At 64.8% G+C, this 20,489-nt stretch carries 20 protein-coding genes; 9 read left to right on the top strand and 11 right to left on the bottom strand.

The window, feature by feature from the left end; genetic code table 11:
* Nucleotides 1-48: 48 nt before the first annotated feature.
* Nucleotides 49-2,385, bottom strand: a complete 2,337-nt coding sequence (locus tag ACRECX_RS07505) for a putative bifunctional diguanylate cyclase/phosphodiesterase (protein WP_431558206.1) — start codon at nucleotides 2,383-2,385, stop codon at nucleotides 49-51.
* A 277-nt stretch (nucleotides 2,386-2,662) separates the two neighbouring features.
* Between ACRECX_RS07505 and ACRECX_RS07500 the strand changes: the two genes are divergently transcribed.
* Nucleotides 2,663-3,409, top strand: a complete 747-nt coding sequence (locus tag ACRECX_RS07500) for a transferase (protein ID WP_431558205.1) — start codon at nucleotides 2,663-2,665, stop codon at nucleotides 3,407-3,409.
* A 13-nt stretch (nucleotides 3,410-3,422) separates the two neighbouring features.
* Here ACRECX_RS07500 and ACRECX_RS07495 read toward each other — a convergent pair whose 3' ends face one another.
* Nucleotides 3,423-4,313: an arginase family protein gene (locus ACRECX_RS07495; protein ID WP_431558204.1), complete on the bottom strand. Its 891-nt coding sequence runs from the start codon at nucleotides 4,311-4,313 to the stop codon at nucleotides 3,423-3,425.
* An 11-nt stretch (nucleotides 4,314-4,324) separates the two neighbouring features.
* Complete coding sequence (gene fdhD / locus ACRECX_RS07490; protein ID WP_431558203.1) at nucleotides 4,325-5,143, bottom strand: formate dehydrogenase accessory sulfurtransferase FdhD; 819 nt, start codon at nucleotides 5,141-5,143, stop codon at nucleotides 4,325-4,327.
* A gap of 222 nt (nucleotides 5,144-5,365) precedes the next feature.
* On the opposite strand from fdhD, the gene ACRECX_RS07485 reads away from it, so the two are divergent.
* From ACRECX_RS07485 to ACRECX_RS07475, 3 genes are all read left to right on the top strand, one after another.
* Nucleotides 5,366-5,902, top strand: coding sequence for an HdeD family acid-resistance protein (locus ACRECX_RS07485; RefSeq protein ID WP_431558202.1), 537 nt, complete (start codon nucleotides 5,366-5,368; stop codon nucleotides 5,900-5,902).
* A 168-nt stretch (nucleotides 5,903-6,070) separates the two neighbouring features.
* Nucleotides 6,071-6,793, top strand: a complete 723-nt coding sequence (locus ACRECX_RS07480; protein WP_431558201.1) for a vWA domain-containing protein — start codon at nucleotides 6,071-6,073, stop codon at nucleotides 6,791-6,793.
* 75 nt (nucleotides 6,794-6,868) lie between these two features.
* Nucleotides 6,869-7,582, top strand: a complete 714-nt coding sequence (locus ACRECX_RS07475; protein ID WP_431558200.1) for a vWA domain-containing protein — start codon at nucleotides 6,869-6,871, stop codon at nucleotides 7,580-7,582.
* Between the two features lies 1 nt (nucleotide 7,583).
* On the opposite strand, the gene ACRECX_RS07470 is transcribed toward ACRECX_RS07475, so the two are convergent.
* On the bottom strand, nucleotides 7,584-8,318 hold the full coding sequence (locus ACRECX_RS07470; protein ID WP_431558199.1) for a rhomboid family intramembrane serine protease: 735 nt from the start codon (nucleotides 8,316-8,318) through the stop codon (nucleotides 7,584-7,586).
* Nucleotides 8,319-8,342: 24 nt separating this feature from the next.
* Nucleotides 8,343-9,500 (bottom strand): exo-beta-N-acetylmuramidase NamZ family protein, encoded by a 1,158-nt coding sequence (locus tag ACRECX_RS07465; protein WP_431558198.1) that lies wholly within the window; start codon nucleotides 9,498-9,500, stop codon nucleotides 8,343-8,345.
* A gap of 87 nt (nucleotides 9,501-9,587) precedes the next feature.
* On the opposite strand from ACRECX_RS07465, the gene ACRECX_RS07460 reads away from it, so the two are divergent.
* The 4 genes from ACRECX_RS07460 to ACRECX_RS07445 all read left to right on the top strand — a co-directional run bounded on the left by ACRECX_RS07460 (nucleotide 9,588) and on the right by ACRECX_RS07445 (nucleotide 13,638).
* A complete protein-coding gene (locus ACRECX_RS07460; protein ID WP_431558197.1) occupies nucleotides 9,588-11,036 on the top strand; it encodes a putative sulfate exporter family transporter in 1,449 nt (482 codons plus the stop codon).
* Between the two features lie 12 nt (nucleotides 11,037-11,048).
* Nucleotides 11,049-11,204 carry a hypothetical protein gene (locus ACRECX_RS07455; RefSeq protein WP_431558196.1) on the top strand — a complete coding sequence of 52 codons (156 nt, stop codon included), beginning with the start codon at nucleotides 11,049-11,051 and terminating at the stop codon, nucleotides 11,202-11,204.
* Nucleotides 11,205-11,355: 151 nt separating this feature from the next.
* Nucleotides 11,356-12,522 (top strand): DegT/DnrJ/EryC1/StrS family aminotransferase, encoded by a 1,167-nt coding sequence (locus ACRECX_RS07450; RefSeq protein ID WP_431558195.1) that lies wholly within the window; start codon nucleotides 11,356-11,358, stop codon nucleotides 12,520-12,522.
* A 123-nt stretch (nucleotides 12,523-12,645) separates the two neighbouring features.
* A complete protein-coding gene (locus ACRECX_RS07445) occupies nucleotides 12,646-13,638 on the top strand; it encodes a Gfo/Idh/MocA family protein (RefSeq protein ID WP_431558194.1) in 993 nt (330 codons plus the stop codon).
* Here ACRECX_RS07445 and lpxB read toward each other — a convergent pair.
* Nucleotides 13,635-14,822 (bottom strand): lipid-A-disaccharide synthase, encoded by a 1,188-nt coding sequence (lpxB, locus tag ACRECX_RS07440; RefSeq protein ID WP_431558193.1) that lies wholly within the window; start codon nucleotides 14,820-14,822, stop codon nucleotides 13,635-13,637. The two genes, ACRECX_RS07445 and lpxB, sit on opposite strands and share 4 nt — an antisense overlap.
* A gap of 118 nt (nucleotides 14,823-14,940) precedes the next feature.
* Between lpxB and ACRECX_RS07435 the strand changes: the two genes are divergently transcribed.
* Nucleotides 14,941-16,134, top strand: coding sequence for a DUF1624 domain-containing protein (locus ACRECX_RS07435; protein WP_431558192.1), 1,194 nt, complete (start codon nucleotides 14,941-14,943; stop codon nucleotides 16,132-16,134).
* A 9-nt stretch (nucleotides 16,135-16,143) separates the two neighbouring features.
* Here the strand turns inward: ACRECX_RS07435 and ACRECX_RS07430 are convergent, their stop codons facing one another.
* The 5 genes from ACRECX_RS07430 to ACRECX_RS07410 form a co-directional block, all read right to left on the bottom strand.
* Nucleotides 16,144-17,073 carry an aldose 1-epimerase gene (locus ACRECX_RS07430; protein ID WP_431558191.1) on the bottom strand — a complete coding sequence of 310 codons (930 nt, stop codon included), beginning with the start codon at nucleotides 17,071-17,073 and terminating at the stop codon, nucleotides 16,144-16,146.
* A complete protein-coding gene (gene aguB, locus ACRECX_RS07425) occupies nucleotides 17,070-17,930 on the bottom strand; it encodes an N-carbamoylputrescine amidase (protein WP_431558269.1) in 861 nt (286 codons plus the stop codon). Before aguB ends, ACRECX_RS07430 begins: the two co-directional genes overlap by 4 nt.
* Nucleotides 17,927-18,937: an agmatine deiminase family protein gene (locus ACRECX_RS07420; protein ID WP_431558190.1), complete on the bottom strand. Its 1,011-nt coding sequence runs from the start codon at nucleotides 18,935-18,937 to the stop codon at nucleotides 17,927-17,929. Before ACRECX_RS07420 ends, aguB begins: the two co-directional genes overlap by 4 nt.
* A gap of 198 nt (nucleotides 18,938-19,135) precedes the next feature.
* Entirely contained in the window at nucleotides 19,136-19,333 is a 198-nt protein-coding gene (locus tag ACRECX_RS07415; protein ID WP_431558189.1) for a hypothetical protein, read from the bottom strand.
* Between the two features lie 192 nt (nucleotides 19,334-19,525).
* A complete protein-coding gene (locus ACRECX_RS07410) occupies nucleotides 19,526-20,479 on the bottom strand; it encodes an NAD-dependent epimerase/dehydratase family protein (protein WP_431558188.1) in 954 nt (317 codons plus the stop codon).
* Between the last annotated feature and the right edge of the window lie 10 nt (nucleotides 20,480-20,489).

The following is a 20,489-nucleotide window of genomic DNA, read 5'->3' as shown; positions in this document are numbered from 1 at the left end:
CGGAGGCGGCGGCCAAAGGCAAGCCCCGTGGGCGAGACTCTGGCAGGCTCAGGCGACCGTGCCGTCCCCGGCGGCTGTGCTAACGGGCGCCTCGCCGGCCAGCGGAGGCTTCGGTTCGAAGGTCTTGAGGAGCTCGACCATCTGGGCGGCGGGCACCGGCCGCGAAAAGTAGAAACCCTGCAGCTCCGTGCACCCGAACCGGGCCATCATCACGGCCTCGTATTCGGTCTCGATGCCTTCGGCAACGATGTCCATGCCAAGCCCGCGGCCGAGTGTCACCACGGACTTGATGATGGTCCTGGTCGAATCGACCTTGGCGATACTGCTGATGAACGAGCGGTCGATCTTGATCTTGTCGAATTGGAAATTGCACAGATACGACAAACTGGAATAGCCGGTACCGAAGTCATCAAGTGCGGTCTTGAAACCCATGTCGTGAATGGCGCCGAGCACCCGGCTCACGCGGTCGGTCGATTCCAGGAGGACGCCCTCGGTAATCTCCAGCACGAAGCGGCCCGGTTCGACGGCGTGCTTGACGATGAGCTGGCGCAGCACCGTCTCGAGGTCGACGTGGCGGAACTGGACCGGCGACAGGTTTACCGCGATCTCAAGGTGGGGCCACAGCTTCGCATCGGCCATGGCGCGGTTGAGCACCCATTCGCCGATAGCCGGCAGAAGACCGGCGTTCTCGGCGACGGGAATGAACTCCGCGGGGGGCATGCTGCCGTAAAGGGGATGGTGCCAGCGCAGCAGGGCTTCCACGCCGACGATTCCGCCGGTGAGGCATGAAATAACCGGCTGGTAGTGCAGGTCGAGCTCCTGGTTCTCGATCGCCGCCTGTAGGTCCAGTTCGACCGAGCGCCGGTGCTCGACGTCCTCGGCCATCTTGGTGCTGAAGGACACCGCGCGGTCGCGGCCTTGGGCTTTGGCCTGATAAAGCGCGATATCGGCATGACGCATCAATTCGTCGGCCGTCGCGCCGTTGTCCGGGGCCGTGGCGAGCCCCATGGAGGCGGTCACGCGAATGGATTGGCCCTTGATCATGAAGGGCGAGGCGAAGGTCTGCTCGATGCGCTCGACGAGAGCCATGCTGGCGTCGGGTCCGGCGGGCGCGCAAAGGATGACGAATTCGTCACCGCCGAAGCGGGCGAGGAAGTCGTAAGGTCTGAGCCTCTGGTTGAGGCGCTGGGCGACGGCCTTGATCAACTGGTCGCCTGCCTCATGTCCCAGGGTGTCGTTGACGTCCTTGAAGCGGTCGATGTCGATATAGGCGGCAACCGCCCGCTGCCCGCTGCGGCGGGCAATGTAGCTGTTCAGGAACTGCTCGATTCGCTCGACCATATGGACTCGGTTTGGCAGGCTGGATAGCGCATCGTGCTTGCCTTCATGCCGGGCATCCGCTTCGCGCTGGGCAAGCGCCGCCGAGGCTCGCTTGAGGCGGCCGAACATGGTCTTGGACAAGATCCCGGTGGCGAGAACGCCAAAGGCGACCAGCGGAAGAATGATGGTCAGCAGCACCTGACCCGGCCGGCGGGTCGTCCAGCTCAGGAATCCGGCCTCCACGCCGTCGTCGGTGATGAAGGGCTGGGAAACCACCGCGGCGCCCTTGGCAGGTTCCTGGCCCAGGGCCAGGTCGGGAAGGAGCAGCGAACGACCAATCCCCGAGACGAATTCCTCGTCAATGTAGCGGATGCTGACCAGGAGATTGGGTGTGCCCTTAAGCAGGTCCATCTGGACATTGGGAGCGATCGTCAGCGCGGCGACCACCGCGGGTTGGCCGTCGACCGACACGATGTGTCCGGCCCAGCGGGCGACACCAAGAACGCCGGCGAGCAGCCGGTAGCTGCTCTGCGATGCGCTGAACGAGTCGGGGCGGGCCCGCAGTAGCGGGGAATGTTTTCCCTTGCGCGCTTCGTCCACAACGGCCTCAACGGCCGGACGCCGCATCTCGAAGGCAGATGGGTCCGCGCGTTCCGCGTCACGCCAGGCGTAAAGCGGCTTGCTCTTGGGGTTGATGATGTAGACCTCGTCGTGGGCATAAGTCTCGGTGAGAAAGATACCGAAATTGGCGTCGACGAACTCGTCGTCCATGGCCTCGTCGGTGATCTTGATGACTGCGTCATCCCACCAGGCCACGCTCTTTTGCTCGTTGAGCACGCCGGCGATGCTTTGATTGAGAGCGTTCTCGAGGAGGGTGCGTTCTCTCTCGACCGCGGATTGGTTCGCGGTCCAGCCCACATAGGCGATGATCGCCAACAGGACCAGACCAAAGAAGGCAATGGCCGCCGCGATCAGGGTGGTCAGGCGGCGAAGGTCGCCATGATAGGGGATTTCTCGGTCGGACAGGGACACCGGCGAACCGCATTCGAGGGGACGGGTTTTCAAGGATCCTTTTGTAGCTGCCAGGCGTTAAGTGCTTCTTGCAGCTTCCCGCGAACGTCTTGCGTCTCCTCATTATTTTTTGCCGGCGCGGTCGGCACGCCCCGGCTCTGCATAATCATCAGGCTACGGAATATCCAAATACCGTAGACTGATTAACGAATTGCGGAACGCCCGTTTACCCTCTATTAACTATGGGCCCCGGGCGGCGTAAACGCCCCCGGGGGCGTGCCGCCTGGAAAGTGCGGTCGACTCGATACTGGTCAGGATTTTCGAGCCCAACATGGCGGCAAGCCTCGCCATACGATCCCGGGCTGAGAGCCCAGAGCTTAAGAAGGCCGCAAGCTCGATCGAGCAGGCAGCCTGGAACGAGCTCGGCTATCTCAATTATACGAGGGCTCACTACGAGTATTACCAGGACCTGCTGAACGAATATCCGGACTATCAGCTCTGCCTGGTCGACGAAACCACGGGCTATCCTGTGGCCGTTGCGAATTCGGTACCGTTCGCCTGCTCGGGTCCTGACGATCTGCCTCCGGAAGGTTGGGATTGGGTGGTCGAGACGGCGGCGCGGTCCAGAAGCGCTCGACTGAATATGCTTGGGGCGCTCGCCATCTCGGTGCCGGCGGTGCATCGGTCCAAAGGCTACGCCCGGCTCATGATCCGGGCCCTGGTCGAGCTCGCCGAGGCCAAAGACCTGCGCGGTTTGGTCGCGCCGGTGCGGCCTTCGGCGAAAGTCAAGCACCCTTGGGTGCCGATCTCAGAGTACTTGTCCTGGACCGATCCGACGGGCCGCGTCTACGACCCGTGGCTGCGGAGCCATCTCTCCGTCGGCGGGAAGCTCATTGGCCCCTGCGAGCGGTCGATGGTGGTGCACGAGCCCATCGGCTTCTGGGAGAACTGGTCCAAGCAGCGGTTCAAGGAAACGGGACCCTATGCGATAGAGGGCGCCATCGCCCCGGTGAAGATCGATGTCGACCGTCAGACCGGAACCTATGAAGAGCCCAATGTCTGGGTGACCTATTCCTGACTGGATAGCGCGGTCAGGCCGCTTCGACCGCCAATCCCTGCCTCAATGCATCAACCAGTCTGCGCGCCACGGTCCGGTCGGGGTCAAGGTTCGGGTTGAAGATGGTGATGTCGAGGCCAACCGCGCGGCCGGTTCCGGTCGCAGTCTGCAATACGGCGACCAATTCGTCGAAATCGAGCCCGTCGGTCATGCGATAGTCGACGGCCGGCATGATCGCGTCGTCGAGTACGTCGACGTCGAGATGAATCCAGAATCCCAGACTGCCGACAGCTGTGAGCTTTGCGACCGCCGCCGCAGCGGCGGTCTTTGCGCCGGCCTTGCGCACATCGATAAGGTCCAGGACCGTCATGCCGGTCGCGCGCACATCGCGGCTGCCGTGCTTGAAGGTCATGGCCGCGTCCCGCTGGCCGAACACGACGATGTCCTCGTCGCGCGCATAAGGCTTGCGGCCCTCCAAGTTGACGACCGCATCGGGGCCGCGCCCCGAGACAAGGCCGAGATCCATGTCCGCAGCCTCGCCGGTCGGCGAGGCCTCTGGTTGATAGAAGTCGGCATGACCATCGAGGAAGAGGAGGCCGTACCGGCCCCGCCGCCTCAATGCCAGCGTGCAGCCGAGCAGAATGCTGCAATCGCCACCCAGCACGACCGGAAACTCTCCCTTGTCGAGCACGGCACCGACCGCGTCTGCTAGCCGCGGGGAGTACTCGGCAAGTCCGCGCGGATTGAGCATCTGCGTAACGGCGTCGCGCACCGGGTCATACTCGGGCGGCTCAACGCGACGATCGGGTCGAGCGTTCAGCGCACGGGCGAGCCCCAGCTTGAGAAGCACCTCGGGTGCATGCTCGATGCCGCTCGGCCACAAGCCAAGCGGCGAGGGGGCCTCGATGATGGCGTATCGCGACAACCGCATCTCCGTTACGCGACGGAGGTCGCAAGCCTGCCCTTCACGCGGTGCGGATGGGTGAATACCTCGAACCCATCCTTGCGGGCGATGGCGATGAGCGTCATGCCGCAGGCTTCGGCCATGCGGACCGCGAGCGCCGTCGGCGCCGACACGGCGGCGATGATGGGAGCGCCGATCGCCGCCGACTTCTGCACCATCTCTATTGAGACGCGGCTTGTCAGCACGATGAGACCCTGCGCGGCGGTGGCTCCATCTCGCGCCAACGCGCCGGCGAGCTTGTCGAGCGCATTGTGGCGACCAACGTCCTCGCGCACTGCGACCAGATTTCGCTCAGGGTCCCAGAAACCTGCCGCATGTACGGCGCGCGTCTCGCGGTTGAGGTCTTGTTTGGGGAAGAGGGAGTCGACCGCCGTCATGATCTGGTCCCCCGTCAGCACGCGACCTTTGCCGACGTCGGGCGGCGGCCGCATCGCCTCGACGAGGCTCTCCACGCCGCACAGTCCACATCCCGTGGGGCCGGCGAGCTTGCGCCTCCGCCCCAGAAACTCCACGGCGTCAGGGGCCTTCAGCCAGATGCGGAGCTCGATGCCGGCGTCTTCCTCGACCACGTCGATGCCTTCGATGACGTCGATGGACGAGATGACGCCCTCGGTCAGGGCGAAACCTACGGCGAAATCCTCGAGATCCTGCGGCGTCGCCATCATCACCGCGTAGGAGGCGGTGTTGAAGGTGAAGGCGATCGCGGTTTCCTCAGGGATGGCGCGCACGCCCTCGGCCGTGCCAGCGGCACGCCAAACTGAGGAGGGAACGCGAACGACGGGTCGCGGCATCGACTTGCTCCGCCTTGGGCCAGGTCCAAGGCCAGGCATGGGGACTTTTCCCCTAAATAGTTCAATGGCTCAGCGGTTACCACCCGGATTTCCCGCCTGGACTGGCAGAATCGTCTCAATAAGAGGGGGTATAGTTCGCGCCTTAACCGTAGCGCGTCGCCAGGCGAGTCGGCCGCCCGCTCGCCGGCACTTGAGCAGAGGCGGCAAAGGGAGGTCACCATCATGGCTGCTGCAGCTACCGCGCATAAGGACCAGTCGGACGTTTGGTGGGTGTTTCTGCTCGAAGGGATCGCGGCGATCATCTTCGGCATTCTGCTGTTGACGTCGCCCGCGCAAACCTTGGTCGCGTTCGTCATCTTCCTCGGATTCTACTGGCTCTTTGTCGGCGTGCTGGAGTTGGTGCGCGTGTTCGTCGACCGGTCGGTACCGTGGTTCTGGTCGCTCCTCATCGGCATTCTCGGCATCGTCGCCGGCCTCATCGTGCTGAACCATCCGCTGACCGCGGCCATCGTGCTGCCGACGGCGCTCGTGGTCTGGCTCGGCGTGCTGGGGCTTGTCATCGGCGTGTTCGCGATCATTGGCGGCTTTACCGGCGGCGGCATCGGCTCTTTTATCTTCGGCGTCATCAACTTCATCATCGGCCTCATCTTGCTCGGCTCGCCGATGGCGGCGGCACTCGCCGTGCCCTTCGTGTTCGGCATTCTGCTGCTCATCGAGGGGGTGGCGCTGATCATCTGGGCGTTCCGCGTCCGAAGCTGACGCCTTGACTCGGGGGCGAGCCTAGGCGCCCGTCGCCGGTTCGCCCTCGACGACGATGCGTCCGCCACAGGGTAGCTTCGCCCATGCCGTCAGACCGCGCCAGCGGTTTCAGGGGGTGGCGGCGCGCAACGTCTGCACCGAGCCCTAGTTTTGAGGTAGTGTCCGCTTGTGGACCCATTGTCACATTCGGCGAAGTTGGCGGCGGGCGCCCTGTTTGCGCTCCTCCTCGGTCATTTGGCCGCGGTCGCGGCAGACGGGGAGCCGGTGCCGTGCACCGAGGACGCGATGATCGTCTTCGATGCGTCCGGATCGATGGCCGGCAACCTGAACCAGGGCATCGCCACGACGATTCCGCGCATCAACGAAGTGCGCAAGGCGCTTGCCAGGGTGTTGCCCACGGCCACGCGCCTGCGCCGTGTCGGCCTCATCACCTACGGGCCTGGGCCGTACCAGCAGTGCAACGTCGAGCTCAATCTGAGGCCCACGGCCAACGCGGCCGAGCTGATCATGAACGACGTCAACGCGCTGAACCCAGCCGGAAAGACTCCGTTGGTGGAGGCCGTGGGGCAGGCGGCGGAAGTGCTCGACTTCAGGAGCGAGCCCGGTGTCGTCATCGTGCTCACCGACGGGGAGGAGACGTGCGGCGGCGCGCCGTGCGAGTTCGGCAGGCGCCTGCATGCGGAGGCGGCCCAGCTTACCGTCCACGTCGTTGGCTTTCGCATGAAGAACTTCCTGTGGACCGGAGAGCAGAACGTGCTCGAGGTCAAATGCCTCGCAGAGGAGAACGGCGGCCTCTACATTACCGCCGAGGACGAGGAGGAGCTTGCGCAGGCCTTCGAGAAGACGCTCGGCTGCCCAATCATGTCGGAGTGGGAAGCGCCTGCATTCTAGGCCTACGGCTGCCGACGCTCGACTCTGTCAGAAAAATCCTCCATGGAATCCGGCATTCTTAGCCAGAGTCGCGACATGGACAGGCTCGCATACTCTCTGCGGTGCGGCGCATTCGCGCTGCTCGCATTTCTCGCCGGACCGGGTGCCGCAATGGCCGCGGATCAGGCGGCGGCGCCGTGCACCGAGGACGCCATGATCGTTTTCGATGCGTCGGGCTCCATGGCCGGCAGCTTGGCCGAAGGTATCGGCGCGAAAATCCGCCGCATCGACGAGGTACGGAAAGCCCTTGCTCAGGCTTTGCCGCGCGTCATGCGTTTTCGCCGTATCGGGCTTATCACCTATGGGCCAGGCTCGTATCGGCAATGCAATGTCGAGCTCAAACTGCGGCCCGAGCCCAACGCGGCGCAGCGCATCCTGAACGACGTGAGTACGTTAAATCCGTCGGGCAAGACTCCCTTGGCGGCGGCTGTGCAGCAGGCGGCGGAGGTGCTCGACTTCAGGGCCGAACCGGGCGTCGTTGTCCTGCTGACTGACGGGGAGGAGACCTGCGACGGTGCGCCATGTGCCCTTGGCAAGATCCTGAAAGCGGAGGGTCTACAGCTGACCGTCCACGTCATCGGGTTTCGTATGACGGCCTTCTGGACGGGAGCGCAGAGCGCGCTCGATGTCAGATGTCTCGCCGAGGAAACGGGCGGTCTCTATATCGCCGCGGAGGACCAAGAGGAGCTTGTCGAGGCGTTCGAGAAGTCGCTCGGCTGTCCGATGATGTCGGAGTGGGTGCGGCGCTAGCTTAGCCCCAGGGCCCGCGCCGGCGCTCGATCTGGAACGGCCGGTAGAGGGGCGGCTGGAATAGTGGCACGTTGTTCTTCTTGAATAGCGGCACCAGCGCCATGCCGGCGACGAACCCGCCGACATGAGCCCAGAAGGCCACGCCAGCTTCGCCGGAGTTCGCTATGGCGGCGCTGACCAGCTGCAGCACAAACCACAGGCCCAGCACGATCATGGCCGGCAGATGCATCATGGTGACGAACAGCCCAAGGAAAATCAGCGTGCGCACCGTGGCGTGCGGGTGCAGTAGGAGATAGGCGCCGAGCACGCCGGAGATGGCGCCGCTCGCGCCGACCATGGGGATGGTCGAATCGGGATTGACCAGGGCTTGCGCCAGCGCCGCGGCGACGCCGCAAGCAAGATAGAAGACGAGGTAGCGGACGTGCCCCATGGAGTCCTCGACATTGTCGCCGAAGATCCACAGGAACAGCATGTTGAAGCCAAGATGCAACCAGCCGCCGTGCATGAACATGGAGGTGAACATCGTCGACCAAGCTGGCGCGGCGACGAGCGCGGGATCGAGATCGGCCATCCCGAACAGGCGCGCCGGGATCATGCCGAACTGAAAAATCGCGATCTCGCCGCCTCTTGCGCCAAGCGAGACCTGCCAGAAGAAGACGAGCACGCACACGGCAATGATCGACCAGGTGACCATGGGCGTGCCGAGGCGGGGATTGTCGTCTGAGATTGGGAACATGCGAGGCCCGGTCCTCCGCCAAGCTTAGTAGAGCAGATACGGCTTCCGCAGTTGTTCGAAGTCCTTCACGCCGGAGCGCCAGCTTGCGGCGATGTCGTCGAGCGGCGCCTGCTGCTCGATCTGCTCCCTAACCAAGGCCGAGCCCGCAAGAATGTCGATCGGCATCTTGTCATGCTCGTATTCGTAGGGCGGCTCGCGCCATTGGAACTTGTCGCCGCTTAGGGTGAACACTTCGCGCATCACCGCGACGCCGGCTTTGACCGGCTCGAAGTCCCAGCGCGAATTGACGTGGATCTGGCAGCCGCCGCACGGGACCCTGGCGTGCTTCTGAAAAGTCGGCTCGAACACGATCTCGCGGAAATAGACACCTGCGAGCCCAGCCTGGTTCAGCCGCGCGGCAAGCGCCGCCCCGTCAAGCCACGGCGCGCCGATCAACTCGAACGGACGCGTCGTGCCGCGGCCTTCCGACATCATCGTTCCCTCGAACAGCACGGTGCCGGGATAGACGATGGCCGTGTCCAAGGTCGGCATGTTGGGGGAGGGCATGATCCAGGGAATCTCGGTGTCGTCGAAATAGAGCTCGCGCGACCAGCCTTCCATGGGCACGACCTCGAGCGGGGCGCCGATGGCGTGATGCTCGTTGAACAGGCGGGCAAGCTCGGCCACCGTCATGCCGTGGCGCATGGGTATGGGAAATTGTCCAACGAACGATTCGAAGCCGGGCTCGAGCATCGGCCCTTCGACCTGCACGCCGCCGATTGGATTGGGGCGGTCGCAAACGATCACCGGAACCCCTGCGCGCGCCGCCGCGCGGAGGCAGTTGGCCATGGTGTAGATGAAAGTGTAGATGCGCGCGCCGACGTCCTGGAGGTCGATGACGAGCACATCGATGAGGTTGAGCATCTCTTGCGTCGGCTCGCGGGTCTCGCTGTAGAGCGAGAAGACCGGCACGTGGCGGCGCGGGTCGACCATGTGCGGCGTCTCGATCATGTTGTCCTGGAGGTCGGAGCGGAAGCCGTGCTGGGGGCCGAAGATCGCCGCGAGCTTGAAATTCGACGAGGCGGCGAGAAGGTCGACGATATGCCGGTAGTCGCGATCGCTGGAGGCCGGATTGGCCAGAATGCCGACCCGAAGGCCGTTGAGGCGGGAGGAGGCGATCAGCCGTTCGGAGCCAAGCAGCATGGGTTTCGAGGCGTCTCCAGGTTTGGATCGAGTGAGTTATAGGGCTAATGTGCAGGGCGGGGCGTCATCTATTTGGCTGCGCTGGCAATGGTACGACGCGTTGAAGCACTAAGCGAGGACTGGCTCGCCGTCATCCTCGGCCTCGTCATTTTTGTGCTCTCGCTCGGACCGATACTCGGTGTGGACCTCCTCGGTTTCGCCGCAGCCCCCAAGTCTTGGATCGACCTCGCCAAGGCGGTGCAGCCCGCGGGCGAAGTCTACGCGGCGCTTGGCGGCTTCGTCGCGCTTCTCCTCACCTATGCGTTCGTGCTGGTGCTGCTGCTGTTTGCCGCGGCGGCGCTCGGGGTGAATGTTGGCCGATTCGCCGCGAGTTTCACCGTCATTTTCTGGCTGGCCTATGCCTGCTGGGTCATCGGCAACTATGCCTATATCGCCGTGACCACGCCGGCAGACATGGAGAAATTTGGCATCGCCTGGTCGCTCAGGCTGACCGGCGAGTCGGGCTATCTGATCGCTCTGCTTGCGGGCCTGTTCATCGCCAATGCGCTTCCCGGGTTTGCCCGATGGCTCAACGAGGCCGCGCGGCCCGAGCTGTTCATCAAGACGGCCATCGTCATTCTCGGCGGTACGCTCGGCATCAAGGCCGCCGAACAGCTCGGCCTTGCCTCGTCGGTGATGTTTCGCGGGCTCGCCGCCATCGTCGAGGCCTATCTCATCTATTGGGCCGTGGTCTACTGGGTGGCGCGCAAATGGTTCGTCCTCAGCCGCGAATGGGCGGCGCCGCTCGCCTCGGGCATCTCAATCTGCGGTGTGTCGGCGGCGATCGCGACGGCCGGGGCCATTCGCGCAAGGCCCATGGTCGCGGTGATGGTGTCTTCGCTCGTCGTGGTGTTCGCGATGGTCGAGCTGCTCATCCTGCCGTTCCTTGCTGCCGCGTTCCTGTCCCACGAGCCGATGGTCGCGGCGGCGTGGATGGGACTTGCGGTGAAGACCGACGGCGCCGCAGTGGCAAGCGGCGCGATCACCGAGGCATTGATCTATGCCGATGCCGCCGCGCGGGGCGTCGTCTACGAAAAGGGCTGGATGCTCGGCACGACGACGACCGTGAAGATTTTCATCGATATTTTTATCGGCGTGTGGGCATTCATCCTCGCCTATATCTGGACGCGGCACATCGAGCCGCGCAAGGAGGGCGACGAGCTCAGGTCGCGGGAGATTTGGGAGCGCTTCCCGAAATTCGTGCTCGGCTTTGTCGCCACGTTCCTGATCGTGTTCGTGATCGCGCTCACTTCTGAGGCCGCCGCCAAGCCGCTAGACGCGGCGATGAGCGAGGCCAACGTGTTCAGACAGATTTTCTTCCTCCTGACTTTCTTCACGATCGGCCTGTTGTCCGATTTGAGAAGATTATGGCAGGAAGGAATCGGCCGGCTTGCGGCGGTCTATGTCGTCTGCCTGTTCGGCTTCGTGATCTGGGTCGGCTTGGCGATATCCTGGATCTTCTTCAACGGTGTTTATCCGCCGACGGTGAGCGGGTAGGAGCGGGCGGTCATGGCGTCACGCGAGCCTGATATCGGCAAGGAGCTGCGCAAGGTCCAAGCGGAGCCGCTGCTCCCGATCGAGAAAAAGCTCATCGGCTGGAGCCTTGGGCTCGGCGCCGTATTGCTCGTCGTGCTCGTGTGGGCAACGGCGGCGCTTTTCCCTTGAAGGAAGCGGGACGTTTCGCCGCGTTGCACCGGGTTTGAGGGTGGAATTCATGCTATGGAGTCAGGTAATGGGGCTGGCGTGAGCCTTCTCTAGGAGGAGCTGTCCGACCTTATGATTTCGCGCATTGCCCAGGGCGTCCCGTGGAGACTGCATGAGTAAGGATACGAAACGGACAATTCCGGCGTTTATCGACTTGGCGGCGCAGCGCCAGCGGATGGGCGACCGCATCGGACGGGCGCTCCTCGACGTGCTCGAAAGCGACCAGTATATCCTCGGGCCCCAGGTTGCCGAGGTCGAGCGCCGCCTTGCCGTGTTCTGCGGCGCCAAACACTGTATCTCATGCGCCAACGGCACCGACGCGTTGCTGCTGGCGCTCATGGCGGAGAATGTCGGACCGGGCGACGCGGTGTTCGTGCCTGCGTTCACGTTCGTCGCCACGGCGGAGGTCCCCGTCCTCAGCGGCGCAACGCCTGTCTTCGTCGACGTGCGCCGCGACACCTTCAACATGGATACGGACAGCCTCGAAGGCGCTATCGGCGCAGCGAAGGCGCGCGGGCTCACGCCCCGCTGCATCATCGCCGTCGACCTCTACGGCCAACCGGCGGACTATGCGCGCATCCACGACATCGCCGCGGCGCACGGCCTCCTCGTCATCGCCGACGCGGCGCAAAGCTTCGGCGCGGCACTGAGCGGAAAAAAAGTCGGCACGCTTGCCGCCTATACGGGAACGAGCTTTTATCCGTCGAAGCCGCTCGGCGCTTACGGCGACGGCGGCGCGCTGTTTACCGATGACGATGCCAAGGCGAAGCTTCTGCTCTCCTTGCGCAATCACGGCAAGGGCCCGAGCCAGACGGAGACCGAGGAGATTGGCCTCAACAGCCGGCTCGACTCCTTCCAGGCCGCCGTGCTCCTGGAGAAGCTCGGTCTGTTCCCGGCGGAGATCGTGGCGCGGCAGGCCGCGGCCCAGCGCTACAACGCAGCCCTCGCCGCCGTCGCCAAGGTGCCGGAGCTCATGGCGGGCACCACCTCGGTGTGGGCACAGTACACGATCATTACCGACCGCCGCGACGCGGTCGCGAACGCGTGCCGCGCGGCCGGCGTACCGACCGCGATCCACTATACGAGCCCGCTGCATCAGCTTGCGCCCTACCGCGACTATCCCACCGCGTCGGGCGGTCTGCCCAACGCGGAGTGGCTGGTGGACCGTGTGATCAGCCTGCCCATGCATGGCTATCTCAGCCACGAGGCGCAGGATCTTGTGATCGACACGGTGCTCGGCGCGCTCGGCACGGTCAGGAAGAACATCGCCGCGGAGTAGAGGCAGGGAGTTGGGCCAGTGCACGGCCTGATTCCTGGTAGGATTGCCGCCCATGCAGCTTGGGGCTAGCGAAGCGCTTGATTTTGAGACACAACCGCCGGGAAGCTTGAAGCGGTAGGGGCAATGACCGAGCAAATTCGCAGCGCTGTCGTGGGAACGGGCTATTTCGGGCGCTTCCATGCCAATCATTACGCGCAGAACCCACGCGCTCGCCTTGTCGCCGTGGTCGATACCGACCAGGCGCGGGCCCGCGCCGTTGCGCAGGAGTTCGGCGCCGAACCTGCCTTCGACTATCGCGACATTCTCGGCCGCGTCGATGCGGTGAGTGTCGCCGTGCCGACGCCGGGCCACTACGCTATCGCCCGCGATCTTATCGAGGCGGGGGTGCACGTGCTGGTCGAGAAGCCCATCACCGATAGCGTCGAGAGCGCCGATGCTCTCACCGCGCTTGCCGAGGCGCGCGGCACCGTCCTTCAGGTTGGCCACATCGAGCGCTTCTCCGCCGCCTACCGCACGCTCGCCGGCATCATCTCCGAACCGCTCTATTTCGAGAGTTACCGCATCGCGCCGTGGAAGGAGCGCGGCGTCGAGGTGGACGTGGTGCTCGACCTCATGATCCACGACATCGACATGATCATCGGCCTGGTTGGCTCGCCGGTGAGCAAGGTGGACGCGGTGGGCACGCCGGTGCTGGGCCGCAGGATCGACCTCGCCAATGCCAGGATCACATTCGAATCGGGCTGCATCGCCAACGTCACGGCGAGCCGGGTGAGTTACAAGACCGAGCGAAGGATGCGCGTGTTTGCCCACAACCACTATCTCAGCTGCGACCTCGGCGAGCGGCGCATCTCCGGCTATCGCTTGCGCGGCGATCCCATGACCGTTGGGCTCGCGGCGATCGAACAGCAAACGCATGAAATTCCGCAAGAGGACAGTCTAGCCAACGAGATCGACGCGTTTCTCGATTGCATCGCCAACGGTACGAAGCCGCTGGTCGATGGCCACGCCGGCTGCGAGGCGTTGCGCGTGGCGAGCATGATCAACGAGAGCATCGACGAGCAGCTCAAGCGGGTGCAGGGGCGCTTCGATGCGGGGGCCGGGGCGGCAAGCGGCTAGCGCTCCAGCGGTTCGAGCGCGGCGCGCACGCGAATGGCGTCGAGCACCACCTTGGCGGCGCGTTGGCTGGGCGGCGGCGTGGCTTCGCCCAGGATCTTGACGACTTCGCGGAAGCCTTCGCGCTGGGCGTCGCGCGCGTCTTTCGAGCGCAGCAGCTCGTCGACGGCGGTAGCGAGCCGGTCGGGGGTGCAATTCTCCTGAAGCAGCTCCGGCACTACCGCGTGGCCGACGAGCAGGTTCACCAGCGAGGCGTATTCGACATTCACGCCCATGCGGCGGACGAGGAAGGCGGTCGCGGCGCTGACCCGGTAGGCCACGACCATGGGGACCTGAGCGAGGGCAAGCTCTAGCGTCACCGTGCCGGACTTCGTCATGGCGGCGTTGCAAGCGGCGAAGGCATCGAAGCGCTCGTCCGCATCGGCGACCTGGATCACCGGCAATGGCCAATCCTTGGTCAACGCATCGACTTCATCAGCGACCGGCGCGGCGACGGGTATGACGACGCGGAGCTCAGGGTGCGCCTCCTTCAGCAGGCGGAGCGCCTCGCCGAACACCGGCAGGATGCGCCGCACCTCGCCCGCGCGGCTGCCGGGCACGACGCAAAGGAGTGGCACGTCCGCCGGCAGATCGTGGCGCCGCCTGAACGCCGGGCCGTCGCCGCTGCTTGCGCCGGACTCGATGGCCGAATGGCCGACATAGGTGCAAGGGATGCCGTAATTGGCGAAGAAGGGGACCTCGAACGGCAGAAGCGCCATGAGGTGGTCGACCCGCTTGGCGAGCTTCCGCGCGCGCCCGGCGCGCCAAGCCCAGAGCTGGGGCGCGACGTAGTGCACCACCGGGATGCCAGAGCCGCGCAGGTGATGGGCAAGCCTGAGGCAGAAGCCCGGCGAATCGACGGTGACGATGACGTCTGGCTTGAGCTCGCGGGCGGCGGCGACCGTCTGATTCAAGCGTTTGATGAGGCGGGGGAGATGCGGCAGCACCTCGGCAAGCCCGATGACCGAAAGCTCGCGCATGGGGAACAGGCTTTTCAGCCCGTGCGCCTCGCTCTGCGGGCCGCCGACGCCGGCGAAGCGGACGCGGCCATCGGTCTGCGCTTTCAGCGCGGCCATCAGCCGTCCAGCGAGGTTGTCGCCGGAGGCCTCGCCCGAGACGACAAAAATCAGCGGCGCTTGCCGGCTCATGCGATGCTCCACGCCATTAGTTTCCCCCGGGCCAAGGTCTCGCGTCTTTTCGCGGCACGAATTAGGCCCATCGCGCGGCGTTGTGCCAGTAAATTTCGCCCTACTTCTCTGGGACAAAATGGCCGTCATGCAGACCAGCGTCGAAATGCCGGATCGGGAGCGGAGGGTAGCGGCCGAGCGGACCTCGCCTGCCGCGGCCCGAACCAGGCTCCGGTCGGTCGATATCCTTCGCGGTCTCGTCATGGCACTGATGGCGCTGGACCACACGCGCGATTTCTTCAGCGACACGGGCTTCAATCCGCGGGACGTGACCGAACCGGCCCTTTTTCTCACGCGATGGATCTCGCATTTTTGCGCGCCGACCTTCGTCTTGCTCGCCGGAGTGTCCGCCTATCTCTACGGCCGCAGTCGTAGCGCCGGCGAGACCAGCCGCTTCCTGGTCACGCGCGGCCTGTTTTTGATCCTAATCGATGTCACGCTGATCAAATTCGGTTGGAGGTTCGATCTAGATTCTTTCCGACTGGGCGCGGGCATCATTTTTATGATCGGTGCCTCGATGATGACGCTCGCGGCGTTGATCTGGCTCCCGCGCTGGGCCATCACGGCGATCGCACTCACCATGATCGCCGGCCACAATCTTCTCGACGGCGTCAGGGGCGAAATGTTCGGCCAAGGGGCGTGGCTCTGGCACCTCTTGCATGAGCGTGGTGAAACGACGCTTGGCAACGGTGTAGATGTCTATGTGCTCTACCCCCTCATTCCCTGGATCGGAGTGATGGCCGCGGGCTATGCGCTTGGCCCGGTGATGCAGCTCGAGTCTGAAGCGAGACAGCAATTCTTACTAATGCTCGGCGCAGCAATCACCCTAGGTTTCGTCCTGCTCCGCACCAGCACTCTCTATGGCGATCCTGCGCCGTGGACGGTGCAGGACACGCCACTCGCTACGCTGCTCTCGTTCCTGAACTGCGAGAAATATCCGCCGTCGCTGCTGTTCTTGATGATGACCTTGGGACCCGCTTTGATGCTGCTTGCGGCATTCGAGAATGTGCGGGGTATGCTTGCGGGCTGGCTCACCGTGTTCGGGCGCGTTCCGTTCTTCTTCTATGTCGTGCACATCTATTTGATTCATGCGCTGGCGGTCGTGACGGCTTTCGCGATGACGGGCGAGTTCGCCGCCACGCCGCAGATCGGCTTCGGCCTGTCGGCCGTCTATCTTTTCTGGCTGCTCGTGCTCCTGCTGCTCTACCCGCTCTGCCGCTGGTTCGCAGGCCTCAAGCAGCGGCGCAGCGAATGGTGGTGGAGCTATCTCTGATTGAGGCGACTACGTGTCCGCCCCGATGCGGATACGGAACGCGGCGCGGAACGTCCCGCCCGGCTCCGCGAGATGCAGGCCCTTGCCGCTGACTAGCGCGTTACTCGGCGCGGTCATGGGCTCGAAGGCGAGGTAATTGTGCCCGCGCGGCGCATAGACCTGCGCATAAGGATAGTCGTCGAGCAGATCGACGGAGACGCGCCAGCCTCCGCCGGCAACCGACAGAGTTACGCGGTCCCCGAGAAGCGCGAACCCGTCATCGAAATCGCGGTCGCCGAGGGCGTCCTCCAGGCCGCCGAACGGCTCCGCCGCGCCGGTCGGGATCTTGCTTGGATCGAGCGCGAGATGCCGCATGGGCGGGATATGCACGCGCCAGTCCTCGCGGCTCAGTTCCGGCAGGCCGAGATAAGGATGGAAGCCGAAGCTTACCGGCACGGCCGCACCGCCCGTGGCGGTGAGCGCCGTCTCGATGGTGAGGCCATTTCCATCGAGGCTCGCAGTCATCAGCAGCCGGCAGGGATACGGGAAGACCGACAAGTGCTCGGCGCTCGACCAATCGAGGCGCGCGATCAGTCGGCTGGCGGCGCGCTCAACGATGGTCCAGGTGAGATGCGGCCAGGGCATGCCGTGCATTGGCAGTCCGTTGTTGTCGTAGCGCATCAGCGGCGAATGCTGGGGAAGGGTGACCGTGCGGCCGGCGGCCTCATAGCGGAAGCCGGCGAGGCGATTGGCCCAGGGGAACAGCAAGGGAATGCCGGCGACGGCGCCGCTCGTCGCGGCGGTCTTGAGGTCGTCGATCTGACGGAGGAACTCGATGCCTTGGCGGCGCAGCGAAATGCCGAGCATGCCGTGGCCGGGCAAGAAAACCGCTTCGAGATCGCCGGCCGTAAGGGCCACCGCCGTCGGGTCGTTGAGGGGATTGGGGACGGCTCCCGTCACACCAAGCCCTTGGCGTAGAGGTCGGTGCGGCGGTCGCGGAAGAAGCCCCACTCGGCGCGATAGCGGGCGAGCGCGTCGAGGTCGAAGCGGGCAACGAGCACGCCTTCGTCTGTACTGCCGAATTGCGCGACCAGATCGCCAGCATGGTCGGCGACGAAGGAGTGGCCGTAATAGCTCTGGCTCACGCCGTCATTGTCCTCCACCCCGATGCGGTTCGCGGCGACCACGGGCACGGCATTGGCCACGGCATGGCCCTGCATGACGCGCTGCCAGCGCCCGCTCGTGTCGAGGGTCGCGTCATAGGGCTCCGTGCCGATAGCCGTGGGGTAGAGCAGCAGCTCGGCGCCCTCCAGCATCATGGCGCGGGCGGCTTCCGGGTACCATTGGTCCCAGCAAATGCCGACGCCGATGGTCCCGTGCCGCGTTTTCCACGCCTTGAAGCCGGTATCGCCGGGGCGGAAATAGTATTTCTCCTGATAGCCGGGGCCGTCGGGGATGTGGCTCTTGCGATAGACGCCGAGGATCTCGCCGTCAGTGTCGGCGATGGCCACGCTGTTGTAATGGCGCGGGCCCTCCTTCTCGAAGAACGAGATGGGGATGACGACCTCCAGGCTCTTGGCGAGCTTCTGGAGCGCACGCACGCATGGATGCTCGCCCACGCCATAGGCGGTCTCGAACCATTTCGGGTCCTGCCGGGTGGGAAAGTAGATGCCCTGAAACAGCTCGGGCGGAAGGATGACTTGCGCGTTCTCTTTCGCCGCGTCGCAGACGAAGGCCTCGACCTTGTCGAGATTGGCCTTCATGTCGGGACCGAAGCTCGATTGGATGGCGGCGACGGTGATGGTGCGCGTCATCAGGCGGGCTCCTCGCGCGTGATGCAGTGAAACGAGCCGCCTCCGGCCAACACGCCGTGCGCCGAGAGCCCGATCACCTCGCGGTTCGGGAAGACGGCGCGCAAAGCGTCGAGGGCTGCTCCTTGCGTGGCCGCGCCATAGACCGGCACGGCGACGACGCCGTTGGCTATAAGGAAGTTCATGTGCGACGCGGGCGCGATTTCGCCCGACGTATCGAGGACGCGTCCGGGACCGGGAATGCGGATGATGTCGAGCTTGCGGCCCTGTGCGTCGGTCGCGGCTTCGAGGCGCGCGGCGATGGCGTCGAGCACGGCCGCGTTAGGATCGTCGGCACCGGCTGGCGCTTGGCAGACGACACGCGCCGGGGCGACGAAGCGGGCGATGTTGTCGACGTGGCCGTCGGTGTGGTCGCCCATGAGGCCCTCGTCGATCCACACGATCTTCTTCGCGCCGAGCGCAACGGCGAGGGCGGCTCCCGCTTCCGTCTCGGTCCAGCCGTTCCGGTTCTCATTGAGCAAAGTCTGGCGGGTCGCAAGGACGGTACCTTCGCCGTCATGATCGATGGCGCCGCCTTCCAGCACGAAATCAAACTGCCGCACGGGCGCCCCCGCGAGCCTGGCGATGTCGGCGCCGACCATGTGATCGGCAGCGAGATCGAACTTGCCGCCCCAGCCATTGGTCTTGAACCGCAGGGCGATGTATCCGGCGGGAGACCGCGCGAAGACGGGGCCCGTGTCGCGGAGCCAGATGTCGCCATAGGTCGCCTGGACGATCTCCGCGTCCGTGCCGAGCGCGGCGCGTGCCGAAGCCTCGGCTTCGGCGCCGTTGACCAGAAGGCGGACGGTGTTCGCGGGGCTCAGTGCGCGCACCAACGCCGCCACGTCGCGGCGCGGCGCGGTGAGATCGCCGTCCCACTCGTCCGGGTCGGCCGGCCAGGCCGTCCAGATTGCCTTTTGCGGGGCCCATTCGGGCGGCACGGCGACCGTCTGCTCGGTCAGGGAGATGGTCATGGGGCGTCGCGGGACAGACCGCTCCAGTCATTTACGGCGGGCTCTGGCGAGCCCGCCTATCAAGAGCTGTTATGGGGGGAGCTTGGGCAACCGGCAAGGGGAGCCGGGAAGGGACCTTAGCCTGACGATGCGACGGGCGCTCGACCTCACAGGGGCGGAGCGCCGCTCAGCCACATAGGGTGATCGATCCCTTAGCTTTTAGGCAGACGCGACCCATTCACCGGCGATATAGCCGAAGGCAACCGCATCCGGATTGCGCTTCGCCGCAAGCTTCAGCTTCTCCTCGGCATCGACAACGACGCTGCGGCGCTTGGTGGCCGCGTCCATCTCGACGTCCTTGAAGCCGCTCAGGAGAATGACTTGCCGACCGCGCACAACGATCTTGGGGAGTGCCATACCCGCCTCCAATAAGGCCACCCGGAGATCCGTTCTGGTAGTTCAGCTCCAGAGACTGAAATCTCGAGGCAACGGTCCTTGTACTCGGCGACCCCCACGTCAGCCATGCTCATTCTATAGCGCCGGAATGCGACGAACGTAAGACCAGATCATTGAATGCAGATAAAAATCGAGACGTTGCGCAGTCCAGCATCAGCGCATCGAGTGTTGCGTGAGCGCCGCAAGTCCTTGCTGCGTTGCAACAGGCGGCGCCCAGTCGAGCCGCTTAAGCGCTGACGGATCGGCGACGAGAGATCCGAAAAGAGGCTCGCAGCCCGCGGCTTGACCGGCCGCGCGCAACGCGGCTTTGAGCATCGGCCGCGGCACGTAGAACAGGCCGGCGCGGCGCCCCATGCCCTGCCGCAACGCAGCAACGATCTCGCCGACGGTCAGCGGCTTCAGGTCCGCGACGATGAAGGGGCGCTTCAATGGCGCCGGCGCGGCGAGCACGCGGTCGACCGCCTCGACCAGATTGTCGAGGGCGAGGAGCGAGTGCTTGGCCTTGAGCCCGGCGAGCGGCAGGGGATAGGGCGAACGGGCGAGCTTGATCAGACGGGCGATGTTGCCTTGGGCACCTGGCCCGTAGACGAGGGTCAGCCGGAGCGCCGCCCAGTCGAGGCCCGTCTCGGCAAGGCCGCGTTCGGCCTCGAGCTTCGACCTTCCATAGGCGTCGGTCGGTTGCGGCTCGCGGTCCTCGGTCAGCACGCCTTCGCAAGTGGGGCCTGACTGCGCCCTGATCGACGACAGAAAGATGAAGCGCTTGACGCGCGCCCGCTCGGCGGCGCGGGCGAAGCCGACCGTGGCCTCGGTGTTGAACAGGCGATAGTCGTCCTCCGGCAGTCCGGACATGGTGCTGGCGAGGCCGGCGGAGTGGATCACCGCATCGACGTCGGCGAGCGCCTCGGCCATGTTGTAGGGCTTGGCGAGATCGCCGATGACGGCGCTGGCGCAGCCTTGCGGAAGCATGGTCGGGCGCCGCAAAAGCACGCGCAGGCGATAGCCGCGCTTCGGCAGCTCCTTCAACAGATGCTGGCCGATGAAGCCCGTGGCGCCGGTCAGCGCCAGGAGCGGCTTCCGCGCCGGCTGCTGTGGTGTTGCTCCCGCCATGCTGCTCCGC

Origin of the sequence: Methyloceanibacter sp., from assembly GCF_050726195.1 — a bacterium.
Classification (GTDB): Bacteria; Pseudomonadota; Alphaproteobacteria; order Rhizobiales; family Methyloligellaceae; genus Methyloceanibacter.
Note: the sequence above shows the minus strand (reverse complement) of the source record. Positions and strands in the feature narration are given on the sequence as shown.